At 56.1% G+C, this 15,514-nt stretch carries 15 protein-coding genes; 8 read left to right on the forward strand and 7 right to left on the reverse strand.

What is annotated here, in order from left to right:
- Window positions 1–120 precede the first annotated feature (120 nt).
- Both rfbC and Q2941_RS15405 read left to right on the forward strand, forming a co-directional pair.
- The gene (gene rfbC, locus Q2941_RS15400; RefSeq protein WP_458192989.1) at window positions 121–687 is read left to right on the forward strand and encodes a dTDP-4-dehydrorhamnose 3,5-epimerase; all 567 of its coding nucleotides are present in this window, start codon (window positions 121–123) and stop codon (window positions 685–687) included.
- Window positions 684–1,613, forward strand: a complete 930-nt coding sequence (locus Q2941_RS15405) for an NAD-dependent epimerase/dehydratase family protein (RefSeq protein ID WP_458192990.1) — start codon at window positions 684–686, stop codon at window positions 1,611–1,613. The genes rfbC and Q2941_RS15405 overlap by 4 nt, the downstream gene beginning before the upstream one ends.
- Window positions 1,614–1,625: 12 nt before the next feature.
- On the opposite strand, the gene rfbG is transcribed toward Q2941_RS15405, so the two are convergent.
- Both rfbG and rfbF read right to left on the reverse strand, forming a co-directional pair.
- Entirely contained in the window at window positions 1,626–2,690 is a 1,065-nt protein-coding gene (rfbG, locus tag Q2941_RS15410) for a CDP-glucose 4,6-dehydratase (protein WP_458192992.1), read from the reverse strand.
- Entirely contained in the window at window positions 2,690–3,457 is a 768-nt protein-coding gene (gene rfbF, locus Q2941_RS15415; RefSeq protein WP_458192993.1) for a glucose-1-phosphate cytidylyltransferase, read from the reverse strand. Before rfbF ends, rfbG begins: the two co-directional genes overlap by 1 nt.
- 253 nt (window positions 3,458–3,710) lie before the next feature.
- Between rfbF and Q2941_RS15420 the strand changes: the two genes are divergently transcribed.
- A complete protein-coding gene (locus tag Q2941_RS15420; protein ID WP_458192994.1) occupies window positions 3,711–4,943 on the forward strand; it encodes a glycosyltransferase in 1,233 nt (410 codons plus the stop codon).
- Window position 4,944: 1 nt separating this feature from the next.
- Here Q2941_RS15420 and Q2941_RS15425 read toward each other — a convergent pair whose 3' ends face one another.
- The 3 genes from Q2941_RS15425 to Q2941_RS15435 are packed head-to-tail and all read right to left on the reverse strand — an operon-like array spanning window position 4,945 to window position 7,644.
- Window positions 4,945–6,516: a lipopolysaccharide biosynthesis protein gene (locus Q2941_RS15425; RefSeq protein WP_458192995.1), complete on the reverse strand. Its 1,572-nt coding sequence runs from the start codon at window positions 6,514–6,516 to the stop codon at window positions 4,945–4,947.
- Window positions 6,471–7,406 (reverse strand): glycosyltransferase family 2 protein, encoded by a 936-nt coding sequence (locus tag Q2941_RS15430; RefSeq protein WP_458192996.1) that lies wholly within the window; start codon window positions 7,404–7,406, stop codon window positions 6,471–6,473. Before Q2941_RS15430 ends, Q2941_RS15425 begins: the two co-directional genes overlap by 46 nt.
- 13 nt (window positions 7,407–7,419) lie before the next feature.
- Window positions 7,420–7,644, reverse strand: coding sequence for a hypothetical protein (locus tag Q2941_RS15435; protein WP_458192997.1), 225 nt, complete (start codon window positions 7,642–7,644; stop codon window positions 7,420–7,422).
- Window positions 7,645–8,090: 446 nt separating this feature from the next.
- Between Q2941_RS15435 and Q2941_RS15440 the strand changes: the two genes are divergently transcribed.
- The 5 genes from Q2941_RS15440 to Q2941_RS15460 are packed head-to-tail and all read left to right on the forward strand — an operon-like array spanning window position 8,091 to window position 13,572.
- Window positions 8,091–9,854: an HAD-IIIC family phosphatase gene (locus Q2941_RS15440; RefSeq protein WP_458192998.1), complete on the forward strand. Its 1,764-nt coding sequence runs from the start codon at window positions 8,091–8,093 to the stop codon at window positions 9,852–9,854.
- Between the two features lie 28 nt (window positions 9,855–9,882).
- The gene (locus Q2941_RS15445) at window positions 9,883–11,310 is read left to right on the forward strand and encodes an MBOAT family O-acyltransferase (RefSeq protein ID WP_458192999.1); all 1,428 of its coding nucleotides are present in this window, start codon (window positions 9,883–9,885) and stop codon (window positions 11,308–11,310) included.
- A gap of 1 nt (window position 11,311) precedes the next feature.
- The gene (locus tag Q2941_RS15450) at window positions 11,312–12,448 is read left to right on the forward strand and encodes a hypothetical protein (protein ID WP_458193000.1); all 1,137 of its coding nucleotides are present in this window, start codon (window positions 11,312–11,314) and stop codon (window positions 12,446–12,448) included.
- A gap of 28 nt (window positions 12,449–12,476) precedes the next feature.
- The gene (locus Q2941_RS15455; RefSeq protein ID WP_458193001.1) at window positions 12,477–12,716 is read left to right on the forward strand and encodes an acyl carrier protein; all 240 of its coding nucleotides are present in this window, start codon (window positions 12,477–12,479) and stop codon (window positions 12,714–12,716) included.
- A gap of 46 nt (window positions 12,717–12,762) precedes the next feature.
- Entirely contained in the window at window positions 12,763–13,572 is an 810-nt protein-coding gene (locus Q2941_RS15460) for a TylF/MycF/NovP-related O-methyltransferase (RefSeq protein WP_458193002.1), read from the forward strand.
- A 28-nt stretch (window positions 13,573–13,600) separates the two neighbouring features.
- On the opposite strand, the gene Q2941_RS15465 is transcribed toward Q2941_RS15460, so the two are convergent.
- Both Q2941_RS15465 and Q2941_RS15470 read right to left on the reverse strand, forming a co-directional pair.
- A complete protein-coding gene (locus tag Q2941_RS15465; protein ID WP_458193003.1) occupies window positions 13,601–14,050 on the reverse strand; it encodes a VOC family protein in 450 nt (149 codons plus the stop codon).
- 205 nt (window positions 14,051–14,255) lie between these two features.
- Entirely contained in the window at window positions 14,256–14,756 is a 501-nt protein-coding gene (locus Q2941_RS15470) for a class I SAM-dependent methyltransferase (RefSeq protein ID WP_458193004.1), read from the reverse strand.
- Window positions 14,757–15,514: the final 758 nt, after the last annotated feature.

The raw sequence follows: 15,514 nt of genomic DNA on the forward strand, positions 1-15,514 counted from the left end.
GACGTGTATCGGTCGCCGGATGTCTGCTGAGGCTGATGTCATTTCGTTGTATCGTATGTAGCCCGTCCGATTGGAAATTCCGATCGCTCTCAAGTCCTATGTCTAAGAGGTCTCGCAACTATGAAATTCCATCCGGCTCCACTCCCAGGCGCTTACACGATTGAGTTGGAAAGGCGCGCTGACGATCGAGGTTTCTTCGCGCGTGCGTTTTGTCAGCGTGAATTCGAAAGCGCTGGGATTCCAATCAATGTGGTTCAAATGAACAATGCGCTTAGCGCAAAAGCGGGAACGCTGCGCGGCATGCACTATCAGTTGCCTCCAGCCGCGGAGATCAAAATCGTACGGTGTATACAAGGTGCGCTATATGACGTGATTATCGATTTGCGGCCGGACTCGCCAACGTTCTGTCATTGGTTTGGTGTGGAGCTGACAGCAGAGAATCGATTGGCAATTTTTGTCCCGCGAGGCTTCGCCCATGGCCTTATTACGTTGGAGGACAGTACGGAGGCATTTTATCTCGTGACGGAGTTTTATGCCCCAGAGCAGGAGCGGGGCCTTCGTTTCGACGACCCGCGATTTAATGTGAAGTGGCCGCGGACGCCAGTCGATATTTCGCCGAAAGACCGAAGCTGGCCGGATTTTAGCCCCAAGTTTCATGGCTCTGAGCTCTTGCGGGGGATGGTGTGAAGATTCTCTTGACCGGCGGAAGCTCCTTTACCGGCCTTTGGTTTGCACGTCGCCTCAACGTAAATGGTCACACGGTTGTCGCGCCACTCCGGGGCAGCAACTATTCCGACCTGCGGGGCAGGCGTGTGGCTGAGCTCAGGCGAGTTGCCCACGTTGTAGAGGATTGTCCGTTTGGCTCTCCCCGTTTTCTCGATCTCGCTAGGTCGGATTCGTGGGATATCTGGTGCCAACACGCAGCTCGGACCGGGCAAGATTATCGTAGTGCTGATTTTGATGTGATGGCTGCGCTATCAGATAACACGTCCAATCTGCGTGCTGTTCTAAGGGCTATGCTAGATGGTGGCATGGCTGCCGTGCTCTTGACCGGCTCGGTCTTTGAGCAGGACGAAGGCGCAGGCAACGCGCCCCTGCGCGCATTTTCCCCATATGGGCTGTCGAAGGGGCTTACGTGGCAGGTCTATCGCTTTCTTAGTCAAACCATGAATTTCAATTTGGGCAAATTCGTCATCCCGAATCCGATTGGGCCGTTCGAGGAACCCCGCTTCTGCAACTATCTCATGCAATCCTGGCTCAGGGGCGAAGTGCCAGCGGTCCGGACCCCGCTGTATGTGCGAGACAATATCCACGTCGATCTCTTGGCTGCGGCATACGCGGCATTCGCGGAGAGGCTCCCCCAGTGTTCTGGGATAACGCGAACAAATCCGAGCTTTTATGTTGAAAGTCAGGGCGCTTTTGCCAATCGCTTTGCAGCGGAAATGGCTTCCCGCTTGAGAATACCTTGTCCAATAACGCTTCTTGATCAAAAGGAGTTTGGAGAACCGATGATCAGGATTAACACTGATAGAGTCGATGAGGAGGTGCTTGGCTGGAACGAAAAGCTGGCTTGGGACGCAGAAGCCGAATTCTACACGCAAACCAAAGCCTAGTTTGCGCTCACCTCAAGCGTCCAAGTCACGAGCTTCGTATTCTTCTATTTGAGCGGTCGTGAAATTCCGCATATCAGCACGTGCGACATAGGCGCGATACCATTTCACGATCCAGTCCAGCGATTGCTCAACGGTGAGCTTCGGTTTCCATGAAAGTAGTGTTCGGGCCTTCGTCGAGTCGAGCTTCAGCACATTCGCCTCGTGGACGCCCGACTCACTGTCGCGGATCCAATACGCTCCGTCTCCCCATCTGGCGACGAGCGTATCCGCAATCGCTTGAACGGGAACGGCGCCGACATCGGGTGGGCCGAAGTTCCAACCCTGCGCAAACAAATCCGGATCGCTCCAGAGCCGCTCGACAAGTAATAGGTAGCCGCTAATAGCTTCAAGTACGTGCTGCCAGGGGCGGATAGAGTCCGGCTGCCTGATCAGTGTCGGCTTGCCATCGATAAAGCCGCGGAACAGGTCAGGAATCAACCGGTCCTCGGACCAGTCGCCACCGCCGACGACATTGCCTGCACGCGCGCTGGCCAATCCGATTCCGGCCGGCGCGAAATAGGATGAGCGGTAGGCGCTGACGACCAGCTCCGCGCAGCCCTTGCTGTTGGAGTATGGGTCTCGCCCGCCCATCGGCTCATCCTCGCGATAGGGCCAGAGCCATTCGCGGTTTTCGTAGCATTTATCGCTAGTGACCACGACGCAAGCGCGTGCCTTCGACAGGCGCCGCACCGCATCGAGCACGTGCACGGTGCCGAGCACGTTGGTTGCGTAGGTCTCGACCGGCTCCCTGTAGCCGCGGCGCACCAGCGCCTGGGCTGCCATGTGGATGACGATGTCTGGCTCGGCAGCGATAACGGCGCGCTCAACGGTGGGCAGATCGCGGATATCGCCGATGATCGAGCGTAAGCCCCGATCGACGCCGGCGATCTCAAAGAGGCTGGGATTTTGATCTGGCGCAAGCGCGAGCCCGGTGACTCGAGCTCCAAGCTTCTCGAGAAAAAGGGATAGCCATGCGCCCTTGAAACCGGTGTGCCCCGTCAGAAGAACACGCTTGCCATTCCAGAATTCGGAAGTCATCACCATACTTTCCAAGGAGCCTTGCCGCGCGCCCAGAGGTCTTCAAGATAAAGCTTGTCTCGCAGCGTATCCATCGGATGCCAGAAGCCGGCGTGCAGATAAGCAGACAACTGGTTGTCGGCAGCAAGCCGTTGCAACGGATCAAGTTCCCAGTACGTCCCATCATCGGTGATGTAATCGATGACCTTGGGCGACAACACGAAAAATCCGCCATTGATCCAATTGCCATCGCCTCTTGGCTTTTCGATGAATTGCTTGATACGTGTGCCGTCGAGATCGATGGCGCCAAAGCGGCCGGGCGGCTGGGTTGCTGTCATCGTAGCGAGTCGCCCCTCGGCTCGATGAAAGCTCACCAGCTTTGTTATGTCGACATCAGCGACGCCGTCGCCGTAAGTGAAGCAGAAATCATCTTCCCCGACGAAATCGCGGACGCGCTTCAGGCGTCCGCCGGTCATCGTCTCCTCGCCTGTATTGACCAAGGTGACGCGCCACGGTTCTGCCTTGGCCTCGTGCACGGTCATTGAATTCGCGGCCATATCGAAGGTTACATCCGACATGTGGAGAAAATAGTTCGCGAAGTATTCCTTGATGATGTAGCCCTTGTACCCCAGGCAAACGATGAAATCATTCAAACCGTAGGCGGAAAAGATCTTCATGATGTGCCAGAGGATGGGCCGTCCCCCGATTTCGACCATCGGCTTCGGCTTGACCTGGGTCTCTTCGCTGATGCGAGTTCCAAGTCCACCTGCGAGTAGCACAACTTTCATGGGATATACGCTTCAATGTTCACTGAGCTGTCGACGAATACGAGTATCAGAATACGGGTAGCAAATGGAGCCCACGCGTGCAACGCTCTTCGCAAAAACTCTTGCTTGCTACCGCTAATGATTAAAATGCGCGCCCCGCCGGAAACTTGATTTCTATTTGCCCAACTGCCGCTTCCATAGTCACTTCTAGATGTTGTTTACCTAGTCGAGTAACCTGCTTTGATGAATTGATCACGAAAACTGGACCAACACAATGAAAGCGCTCGTGTTGACGCCCACTCACCCGCCAGTTGAGGGGAGGGATGTTCATGCAGTCTATAAGCGACTCCGAATGTTTGTGCAGGCGCTGTCGAGAATTTCCGATTCGATAGAAATTCTTCATTTTGCAAGCCCTGACGCTCCGGAGTGGAGCATGGATCCGAAATTGCTTGACGACCTCCAATCGAGATTCTGGGGTGTGAGCGTAAGCGTAAAACTTGCGCCGCGGCGCAATCTACCGATGCGTTGGTGGGAGTACCTGCAGTCGCTATTTTCCGTCCTCTATCGACCACGCTATTATCCGTATGGCGGTCGCGAACAAGCTGCGGCGATATCGATGTGTTTGAAGGATTCACCTCAGATAGTCTTCGTTCACAAGTTGATGACAATGGTCAGGTTGCCGCGGACCGAAGTTGGCGTCACTGTGGTATTCGATCTGGACGATGTCGAGCATCGAGTGAAGATACGGGCGGCTCTCTCGGCGAGTTCTCTGGTTTCCAAATTGTCCCATTTTCTGCAAGCGCCGGCGATCTATTTTGCGGAAAAGCGGGCTGCGCGCAGAGCAGGGAGAACGTTTGTTTGTTCAGAGTTGGACCGACAGTATCTTGAGCGGCTGGGATTTCCGCATGTAAGAGCCATAAACAATGCATTGCCGCTGCCGGAAATCGTGCCAGTCGTTGTGAGAGAGCAAACAATACTATTCCTTGGCACTTATGAGTATCGACCGAATGCAGTCGCGGCGGGACGACTTGTTTCGCGAATATGGCCAAGGATTCTGGCGCAGTGTCCGCAAGCGCGCCTCATCATCGCTGGCAAACGTCCGGATCTAATTCCAGGCTACAACAACGACCTGCGAAATTTGGAGTTTCCAGGTATAGTTCCCGACTTGTCAGCGCTCTACAAACGTTCCCGGATAATTTGTTGCCCAATAACTATGGGTGGGGGAACAAGGATTAAGCTCGTTGAGGCTGCTGGATATGCGAAGCCAATGATTTCGACGGCCGTAGGAGCCGAAGGATTGAACTTCATCGACGGCGTCGAAATTCTCATTTGCGATTCGGACGCTCAAATTGCAGATGCGTGCGTGAAGCTGCTGACTAACGATGAGCTCTGTGTTCAGCTGGGTAATTCAGCTCGTCGAAAGGCGGAACTGCAGTTTGATGCGGGGCGCGTTCAACAAACTATTGAGCAGAATCTGAGGGAAATTGTTGCGCGCTGGTCGAGTTAGGTTATGCGCTTAGTCTTGACAGCTGCAAGCGGATCAACTGCCTGGCTTTGGGCGTAACCAGTCCCGAGACGGCGATTGCGAGGCCGAAATTCGCCGAGAGCCAGGGTAAAGTGATAAGCCAGGAGACGGTGGTGGGTGCTAGCAAGGTGCCGATGCCGACGACGGTCACGATGGAGATGCTTGGTGCCATCATGGCGTGTTTGACCCATTCCCAGGCTTCGCCGTGCAACGCGGTTTTGTGTGTCTGCGTGATGAAGATCGGCAGATTGACCGCATTGACGATGAGCCACAGTGCCGGGGGCGCATAGATGCCGTAACGGGGGACAAGCAACAGAAGAGCGGGCAGATACATTACAGCTTGAGCAATGTTGATCCGCAGCGTGTATTTGGCGACACCGGCGGCAAGCTGCAGGGTGTGCGGTAGCCACATGAGAGCATTCAAAGTGTTCGCAGCTGCAAATAGGGTTAGCGCTGGGGCGACTACTGCAGCATTCATGGGGTCGTTGGTGAGCAAGAATATGGCGTCTCTAGCGTAAAACATCAGAATGATGCCGGTGGATATGATCACCGCGGACGCGAGCTGGGTAGCAGTGTGATAGCTTTCGGAAAGCGACTCATGTCGTCCCTGCTCGGCCAACTCGACGAAATGGGGAAAATAGGCATTGCTGAAGGGGCCACTAAGCTTCGTTACCATCGAAGCAGCTGTGACCGACAGTGTGTAGATGCCGAAGACCTTAAGAGGCAGAAACGTACTAAGGATAATCCGGTCGCTCAACATCATGAGGTGACCAATCAATACGGCGAGACCATTGGTCGAGGTGAAGCGCCAGATGCTTTTCAGGAAATCGAAGTTGAAGTGAGTGTTCGTGCTAGATGGTGGCAAGAGCAACCAGGCAACGGTAGCAAGAATACCTAATTCGCCCACAGAGATGCATACTTGAGTCGTGAAGAAGGTTCTCGATGTTGCGCCGAACAAGGTGAGGCAAGCCAATACTAGTATTCCGCGCAAAACGGCAACGACGATTGTGAGTGCATTGCTAAGCACCTGTCGTTGAAGTCCGCGCAAGACCGCGCTGAACAAGATGGACGGAAACGACAACCCAAGCATTGCGCCCATTCTGGCGATAGCGGACGACGCCTCGGCGGTCGGTAGCTGATCCAGCTTTAGCCAGTTCTCTGCGAGCCAGTGCGATGACAGGACCACGAGTAGACCGAGAGTAAGTCCGACGGCGCCATAAATGCACTGGAGCGTGAATACGACCAGGCGCATTTCCCCGGCACGTTCCGGGTCAGCAGCGCGGCGCGCCAACTCGCGCACCGTTGTCTGTGTCAACCCCATGTCGAGCAGATACGCTAGCAGCAGAAGAGAGCCGTAGAAGCCGATCAGGCCGTAGTTCTCGCCTCCAAGATATCGATAATATGCGACGTTGAAGATGAGCGGCAGAGCAACGCTCGCGCCAACGCCAACGAAATTTGCAGCTATGTTGATGAATTGACGGCTTGCCATCGCACCCTGAGATTGAAAAATTAAGTTGATGAATTGCTGCGAGAATCCTTCGGGTGCTGCCGCCACCTGTCAAATAACATGTTTAGACCAAATATACGAAATGTCCATCGCAACGGCCGGAACAGCCAGGGGTGGTGCTTTATCGCGAAAGCCACGTAGGTCTGATGATGCAAAAGATTAAGGCGTATGAGGCTCAAAAGGCTGCGATCGAGCTGGCGCAGTCCGATAAGTCTTAGCGCATAGTAGGTCGTCGGCAGCAGCGGAAACGCGCGCAGGAAAACGTTCCGATTGTCGCGTTTGACTTGTCGGAGGTAACGATCTGATTCAGACGCACCTCGCCACATGAGCACTTCGGGTACCTCGAGGTAGTGGCCGTGCGTTAGCGTTAATGCGATGACCAGCCAATCGTAGGCATGATAGGGCGGAATATTCGGCACACAGCGACGCAATAGGTCCGTGCGATGAATTGAGTAGAATCGCGATGCATCTTTGGGGAGCTGCCAGAATCTGCTCAAGTTTTCCCGGACGTCTCCCTGAAGGGGAAAAGTTGATGTGGATTCGAAGGCAAACCGCCCGCCATCTTGAAACTCTACGCGAGAGATGCTCGCGATCGCCTGCGGGTTTAGCTTCAGCAATGCGAGGTTCTTTTCGACGAAGGTTGGGTCCCAGCGATCGTCGTGAGCGGCCCACATAAAATATGGCGTCGAGGCCCTGTCCAGAAGGTAGCGGAAGTTCGGAAATGCTCCGATGTTGCTCGGCTGCCTAACGTACACCACCCGACTGTCGTTCTGTGCTGCGGCTTGGCAAATGGAGGCGGTTTCGTCAGTCGACGCGTTGTCAGAAATAACGAGTACGAAGTTTCGAAAAGTCTGGTTCAGCAGGCTGTCGACGGCGGTCGCGAGCTGCGGGGCTCCGTTATAGACCGGCAAGCCAATCGTAAGTTCGGGCGTATCCATCGTAATGTGCCTTTCAGATATTTCGTTCGACTTGCGTCCGCAGAATTTGCCGAAATGTCAGGAGGATGTTGGAAACAAGGAAGTCATCATCGTCGCCAGGCGCTTGATTGTTGGCATTGCCCGAACCACCAAATTCGCAGTCCGAACAATCTTCGGAAGTGAGGGTACGCTGGGTGTGAGCCAGGGTCTCGGCGCGCTCGCGCGTCGGAATACAAGTTGTGATCAACGGTTGTTCCATGGCCTTCTCTTACTTCCGACAGCGGTGAATGTCGCCACGAGGTAAACAGCGATCTCGCCTTGAGGTAAACGACACGCAGGATTGGGCGGGAGCGTGACACTTTCCTTACAGCTGCGCGAGGGTTTTTGCCCGTTTGTTTCGAACTGCGCAACATGTCGCTGCTGTCTACTTTGGCGCCACGAAAGTGCCTCGTTAACGGGCTTAACCGAGTATGTGGATCGTCTGGATTTTCTCCGCAAAATAAGTAATGATTGTGAGCCATCATTTTTTCAATCCGAGGATCAGCAGTGTCGGTTGATTTGTACAGGGAACTGTCGTGGCTTCCAGAGGCCCCAGACGATTTCGTCCCACGCTGCAAGATGCTTGCTCGCGATGGGGTGGGGGAGCTGGGGCAGCAGATCAGGTTCCTTGCAACCCATGCGTTAGACGAGAACCAGCTTTCCCGGTTGGGCAAACTGATCCAGTCGGCTCGGGCGGAAGGGCGCTCGCTGGCGCCGCTCGCGCCCTTTCGTCTTGGCTTGATCGGAAACGGCACGCTCGATCTGATCGTTCCTGTCCTGATCGGGACGGCGGCGCGCCACGGCTTTTCACTCAAATGCGTCACCGGCGCGTACGACCAATTTCTCCAGGACGCGCTCGATCCCGAGTCCGACCTGAACAAGGCGCGTCCCGATGCGGTCCTGGTCGCACTGGATCATCGCGGACTGTCGCTGCGGCCGACGCCCGGCAATCAACAGGCGGCCGACGGGACGGTGGAGGACGCCGCCAGGCTGCTCGACACCATTCGCGCCGCGATAAGCCGCAACAGCGGAGCGCCCTGCATCGTTCAGACTGTCGCCGCGCCGCCGGAGGGATTGTTCGGCTCGTTCGACCGCGCGCTTCCCGGCACTGCCAGGCACCTAATCGACAGCTTCAACCAAAAGCTTGCCCAGTCGATCTCGGGCTCGAGCGACATGTTGCTCGATGTTGCCGGTGTCGCCGAGACCGTGGGACTTGCGGACTGGCACTCGCCGCCGCTCTGGAATCTTGCGAAGCTGCCGTTCGACAACGCCTTCGTGCCGCTCTACGCCGACCATGTCGTTCGTATCATTGGCGCGATGCGAGGCAAGAGCCGTCGGTGCCTGGTGCTCGACCTCGACAACACCGTTTGGGGCGGCATCATCGGTGATGATGGCATGGACGGCATCAAGATTGCCCAGGGCGATGCAACGGGCGAGGCACATCTCAGCGTGCAGCAGCTCGCATTGGCGTTGCGCGACCGCGGAGTCGTCCTGGCCGTCAGCTCCAAGAATACTGATAGCGTGGCGAGGCGGCCCTTCAAGGAGCATCCCGATATGCTCCTGAAGGAAGATCACATCGCTGTGTTCCAGGCGAATTGGGAAGACAAGGCGAGCAACATCCGCGCGATCGCGAAGGAGCTTGCTCTTGGCTTGGAGTCGCTCGTCTTCCTGGATGACAATCCGGTCGAGCGGGCGCTCATTCGGCGAGAATTGCCGGATGTGGGCGTGCCGGAGCTCGAGGAGGATCCGGCGAACTATGCGCGAACGCTCGCCGCGGCGGGATATTTCGAGGCGATCGGATTTTCCGACGAAGACCGGGCGCGCGCTGAAATGTACCAGGGCAATGCGCGCCGGCTCAGCCTGATGGGCCAGACCGCGGACATCGAATCCTACCTGCGCTCGCTGGAGATGCGGATCGTGTTCGGCGAGTTCGATTCGCGGACGCGAGCGCGCGTGGCGCAACTCATCAACAAGAGCAATCAATTCAATCTCACCACGCGGCGCTATTCCGAGCCTCAGGTCACGCAGCTCGAGCGAGATCCGGGCGTGATGACCTTGCACGCAAGGCTCATCGACAAGTTCGGCGACAACGGCATCATCTGCGTCATCATATGTCGTGCGAGCAGCGCTGATGCCTGGACGATCGACACCTGGCTGATGAGCTGTCGTGTGCTGGGTCGACGCGTCGAGCAGGCGATCCTGGCTGAGATTTTGCAGCAGGCTCGTGCCCGCGGAATAAACACCCTCATCGGGGAGTATCGTCCGACGGAACGCAACGACATGGTCCGGGAGCACTACGGTCGGCTGGGATTTGAGGAAATCGAGCGGAGCGCCGACGGCGCCACCCGATGGGAACTCTCGACCAGCACCAGGCTTGAAGAGGTGCCCATGACGGTGCTGTACGACAGGACGCAGGATGCGCTCGTCTGATGGACGATCGCGCGACACGGTATTTTGAATGAGTCTGACCTCTCCGACATTCTTCGCATTTTTGGCCGCGACGATCGTCGCATTTCACCTGAGCGCATCAGTGACCTATCGGCGCTTCGTGCTCGGAACGGCGAACGCTGTCTTCATTGGCAGCTATCTCAGCGAGGTCAGGGAAGTTCTTCCCCTGCTGGCGTTTCTGCTGCTGGGCTATGCGTGTGTGGTGCTCGTTCACTTGCGGCGATCCGGAGTCATTCTCGGCATCGGCGTCGTCGCGGTGCTCGTCTCCTTCATCTTCCTGAAGCGGTTTTCCTTCTTCGAACCGCTCGGAAGCTTGCCTTTCCCGTATTTGCTGGTCGGTCTGTCCTATATCCTGTTCCGAATCCTGCACGTCATGATCGACGTCCGGTCCGGCGATCTCGACGGGCTTGTCGGTCCGTTCGCCTTCTTCCGGTATACGTGCAACTTTCTCTCCTTCGTCTCCGGTCCGATCCAGCGATATCAAGACTTCTCTGCGACTGACGGCGTACAACAGGCGCCGCTCGATGCGGACAAGGTCTACAGCGCCTTTTCCAGAGTGGCGACCGGTTACGTCAAGTTCGTCGTCATAGCCGCCACGGCGGAATATGCGTTCAGCTTTCTCAACCAGCACCTCGCCGAGGCGGCGGGGGCCAAGCTGGTTGTGCTCTATGCGGCGGCCGCGTCCGCCTATCTGATCCATCTCTACTTCAATTTCTCCGGCTACATGGACATCGTCATCGGGGCGGGGCATCTCCTCGGGCAGACGCTACCTGAGAACTTCGACAAGCCGTTCGTGTCCCGCAGTTTCCTCGAATTCTGGCAGCGCTGGCACATGACGCTGTCGCAGTGGTTCAAATTCTATCTCTTCAACCCGCTGTTGATGCTGCTGATGACGCTGTTTCCGGCGCCTGCGCTCACCGCCTATCTCGGTGTGGTGGTGTTTTTTGTCACATTTCTGGTCATGGGCGTATGGCATGGCACTACCGCGGTGTTCGTCGTTTATGGGCTGCTGATGGGGCTGGGAGCAAGCGTCAACAAGATCTGGCAGGTCGTCTGCACCGAACGCCTTGGCAAGAAGGGCTACCGATCGCTCACGGAGAAAGTCTGGTATATCTATGGGGCACGCGGCGTCACCATGGCGTATTTTCTGGTGGCCTTTACTTGCCTCTGGACCCCGGAGCTTCAGCAGTTGATGTCTCTGGTGCATCGGCTGGGGGTCGTCGGCCTCGGGAGCGCGTTTGTGATGCTCGTGGTCCTGTTCGCACTCGCCGCTCTGGTGATGGCTGGCGTTGGCAAGCGAGTTTCCGGCGTTTCTATTGCAGCCATTGGCGAAGGTCTTGTCGCGCGCAACGTGGTCCTCGCCGGCAAGATCATGTCCGTCATCGCCATTGCGACCTTGTTCCACAAGGCGCCCGACTTCGTGTACAAGGCGTTCTAAATTGAAGCTGATCCTCAAACAGGCCGCACTGACGTTCGTGTCCTTTGCTGCCCTGTACCTGATCGTCCTGGCTCTTTCGTTCATCGTGCTGCCGTCGCCGTCGAAGGATGGCGTTCTGGACGGCCAGACGGCCGGCGATTCATTGTATATGACGACCCCGAAATACGTGTTTCTGGGACGTAGCGTTCTGGCTGCTCCCGATCGAAAAGTTATTCTGATCGGAGCGTCGAATACGGGAAATGGATTGAGGCCGAATATCATGCGCTCCTTGGTCCCATGCGCGAAAATCCACAATCTAGCCGTTGGGGGCGCCAATATTTACGAAGTCGGACAAATCATTGATTTGGTGCACGAGGTTCAGAGCGCGGATGATCGCCGATCGGATACCTTTGTGATTGGCGTCTCATACGGAATGTTCGTGGACTCTGATGTCCGATATGCGGACGCGGACCGGCATCGCGGCGAGACTGACATCGACATCGAGCGATACCGGTACGGTTTCGCTCGTCGAACCTCGAACGGGGCGGTGTCGGTCGTTTCCCCGAAATGGCTTGATACTGGAGTGACCTTGATCCGGCCTATTCTGTTGCTTGAGAAGATGGCTCGCGATATCAGGACTTCGGTCGAGAAGTCGATGGGCCACTCGCGCGATCGTACGGAAACGGAGCGCGAAGCCGCGGTGATGACGGACAAGCAGAAGCAGGATGCGCTTGACTATTGGCGCCAGCAGATGGGCAACGGAGAAAGCATATCGTTCGGCCAGGTCGCGGAACTGAAGCGTATCGTTGACCGTCTGTTGAACTCGGGCGAGCGCGTGGTGCTTGTGGACCTCCCAATTCCCGCTTGGCATCGGAACGCCAGTCCGTACTACGCCGGCTACCGCGAGGCATTGCAGGCATTGGTTCCGTCGTTTGAGGATCGTCCTGGGTTCGAGTTTTTGAGCATGGGCGACCTCGACGGTGACCTAGACTACTCCGATGAGGTGCATGCGAAACCCCATTTGGCGGTGGTCTGGTCGGAGAGGTTGGCGCACAAGCTGCGACCGCTGGTCTGTCCCAAGGTGGCTGAACCACAGACGACGTCGCTGCAACGTGACGCCACCCCCGGCGAGTTGCCTGGGCGACATGTGAACAAGTGATCAATAGCGACCCAAGAAGGACGGAAAGATGAAATCAGCCGAGATTTACGAGAAACTAACGACGGTGTTTCGCGACATCTTCGACGAAGATGATCTGTCAGTCACGCCGGAAACCACAGCTGAAGACGTCGACGGCTGGGATAGCCTCACTCACGTTCGTCTTGTCCTTGCGGTTTCAAAGGCATTCGGCGTCAGGTTCTCCGCCTCCGAGATTGGCGGTTTGAAGAACGTCGGCGAATTTGCGAACTTGATCGGACAAAAAGTGTGATGCCTGTCGGGCAGCGCGACTTGAATGGCCGAACAGGAGTTGTGGAATGGTTATGAAGGATAGTGGATTGGATCATTGCAAGCACTTGTCGGGTTCAATGGAAGCGAGCCTCTATCTCGATCTGCTCAAGCGTACGCTGACGAACACGCTGTTCACGGCGGAGCCGGACACGGATCAGGAGAACGAACTCTACTTCGTCAATGAGTTCATTGATCACTATATCAAAGGCAGCGCGATTTCGATGCTGCCCCTAGCTCGCTTCGAAAATCTGCAATCCTGCATACTCGATGTCCTTGCTCGCGGGATCAAAGGTGATCTCATCGAAACGGGCGTCTGGCGGGGAGGCGCGACCATCTTCATGCGGGCCGTATTGAAGCTCTACGGAGTGAAGGACCGAAAGGTCTGGGTTGCAGATTCCTTTGAAGGGTTACCCGAGCCCGACGCGGAGAAATACCCGGTCGAGGCCACGGCCCATAAGGGGGCCGTGATGAAGAAGGCATACAACCACTTCGCGGTCTCTCTTGAAGACGTAAGACGAAACTTTCAGGCCTTTGGGATGCTCGACGATCAGGTTCAGTTCTTGAAGGGATGGTTCAAGGACACGCTGCCGACGGCCCCCATCGGTCCGATCGCCGTGATGCGGCTGGACGGCGACTACTACGAGTCGACCATGGACGGGTTGGTGAACCTGTATGACAAGCTTTCGGTCGGAGGATACGCAATCATCGACGATTACGGCGAAGACACCTGGACCTATTGCCGCAAGGCGGTCGATGACTTTCGCCGGGAAAGGAAGATCGAGGCGCCGATGATTCGGGTGGACTCGAAGTGCTATTATTGGCAGCGAACGCCCTGAGGATCGTCGCCGCGTATGGCGGTTCATCTTAAAGTTGTTGTCGCACCACCATGGGCCGTTCCACATATTCGTGGCGATGCCCGGGCGCTTCAATGAGCTCGACGATGAATTGCAGGGGAGACATCAGGAACTGAATGCGGCGGCCGCCATAGGCGATGGCCGGCTTGCTTTCTCCAAGTGGAAGACAGCCGAGATTGCAGAGGCGATCCGCCTCCAATTCGATCGAGGTCACAGTGAAGGCAATGTGATTGAGAATCGCGATGCCCTTGGTCAGGGCTCGGCTAATAGGGCTCCCCTCGTTCAGTGGCGCAAGAAGCTCAAAGCAAGTACCCGATTGGTCGGCGCCAAATTGAGCCCAGACATTGTTCACAGAATCCTCAAAGACATTCGTCCATCGACGAATACCAAACGCTTCCGAAAAATGGGCTTTGCCGTCGGATAGATCTTTGACGACGACTCCAACGTGATCAACGAGCAATTTGCAGGTTCCTCCTGGCTAGTAGATGAGGCCCGAAGGGCGGTGAATTCGAAAGGGAGATTTATTGCAACAGATTCCACCAGAAATCCGCTTAATGCAAGCGGCAGATTTAGGTCGTTTACGCAGCTGAGGGCGAACGGCATTGCTTCCCGCCCGATTGGTCGCGGAATGCGGCCGGACATTATTGGAGCGGCCGCATCGCTGTTTACTTGATGGCATCGACGATGAGAGATGTGTACGTCAGCTTTCCGTTGGTGTTGCGAGGGCTGTTATGTGCGGACCTCTTGATATGGCCTCGCTCGTCGTCCCATGGCACCTCGTTAAAGCTGCCTCCCACCACTCGATCGGTGTCACATCGGAGAAGCCTGCCGATATGAGAAGTTCGACCATTCAGTCTTTGTCGTAAAAAACCTTGTGGCCGAGGATAACGGGGATCCGGCTTGGAGTCGTCGTAATAGTCCGGGGACGGATGATTGCGATCGGGGACTGCAACCCGGAAACAGCCGCCATTCCTGAGGTACTCATGAACAACGCGGGCAGCCGCCAGACCCTGCTCGGCCGTCATATGCTGCCAGACATGCTCCGCAAGTATGTTGCTGATCGAATCGGGAACGAAATATCGCCGCCAGTCCTGCGCATTGGTGGCATCAATGTCTGTAAACTCGACCGGAATCCAATCGCTGTAGGATGTCAAACCTGCGCCCATTTACCTTGATCTCGCCGGCTCCGGCGATCTGATCCAGGAGCTTGCGGTTGGTGAACGAGCGAGCCACCCGAGCGCGTCGATTGGTGAAAGCCCATCCGAACTGAACGACCACGAAATGAGCCAGAACAACGCCAGGGATCTTTTTCAGGATGGCCTTCGTTGATCGACTCGGCATGTTGGCCTCCAATGGTTGAATTCATCCGAGTCGCAGGGCAACCCTATGACCAAGCTAAGGCTCCCGTGTTAGTTCCGGGCACAGGCGATGTCAGATCGATGAAGGTCGATTGAGCCAGAAGCTCAGGTCAATCGGGTTAAAAGCTGGGCGGTGCGATGTTCGTCGCAGAGCATTGGCCAGGAATTTTCCAGATTTTGCCGCGCGACCGCTGAGTTCTTGCGTCTCGATGTCCGTACGCTGGCGTGAATAAGTCGGAAGAAATCTGTCGGGCCAAAGAAACCCAAAGCCAACTCTGTCAAATTCCAGCGAACCAGCGAGATTGTTGCTCTGACGGGCAAACACGCTCAGAACCGCAATTGCTCTGAACCTGTCGAGCCCCAGAACGCGTTTTTTGACACCATAAGTATTTTCGCCATCCGTCGATTATCAAGTTTGGGGGGAATGTGGTTCATGTACCACAATGCGTAGACCTCCGCTGGCACGTCCGGCATTGGCCGTGGACCAAGGTACTCATCCGAGGACGGCCGTCTTGTGGGGTTGTCCGGTCTGTAGCTGACTGTCGGTATGGATATCCTTACTGATA

It is taken from the genome of Bradyrhizobium sp. UFLA05-153 (genome assembly GCF_054185185.1).

Excerpts from the sequence above, each read along its gene's own strand:
- rfbC (WP_458192989.1), top strand. The coding sequence starts at position 121 with ATGAAATTCCATCCGGCTCCACTCCCAGGCGCTTACACGATTGAGTTG.
- rfbG (WP_458192992.1), bottom strand. The coding sequence starts at position 2,690 with ATGACTTCCGAATTCTGGAATGGCAAGCGTGTTCTTCTGACGGGGCAC.
- rfbF (WP_458192993.1), bottom strand. The coding sequence starts at position 3,457 with ATGAAAGTTGTGCTACTCGCAGGTGGACTTGGAACTCGCATCAGCGAA.
- Q2941_RS15420 (WP_458192994.1), top strand. The coding sequence starts at position 3,711 with ATGAAAGCGCTCGTGTTGACGCCCACTCACCCGCCAGTTGAGGGGAGG.
- Q2941_RS15430 (WP_458192996.1), bottom strand. The coding sequence starts at position 7,406 with ATGGATACGCCCGAACTTACGATTGGCTTGCCGGTCTATAACGGAGCC.
- Q2941_RS15435 (WP_458192997.1), bottom strand. The coding sequence starts at position 7,644 with ATGGAACAACCGTTGATCACAACTTGTATTCCGACGCGCGAGCGCGCC.
- Q2941_RS15445 (WP_458192999.1), top strand. The coding sequence starts at position 9,883 with ATGAGTCTGACCTCTCCGACATTCTTCGCATTTTTGGCCGCGACGATC.
- Q2941_RS15455 (WP_458193001.1), top strand. The coding sequence starts at position 12,477 with ATGAAATCAGCCGAGATTTACGAGAAACTAACGACGGTGTTTCGCGAC.
- Q2941_RS15460 (WP_458193002.1), top strand. The coding sequence starts at position 12,763 with ATGGTTATGAAGGATAGTGGATTGGATCATTGCAAGCACTTGTCGGGT.
- Q2941_RS15470 (WP_458193004.1), bottom strand. The coding sequence starts at position 14,756 with ATGGGCGCAGGTTTGACATCCTACAGCGATTGGATTCCGGTCGAGTTT.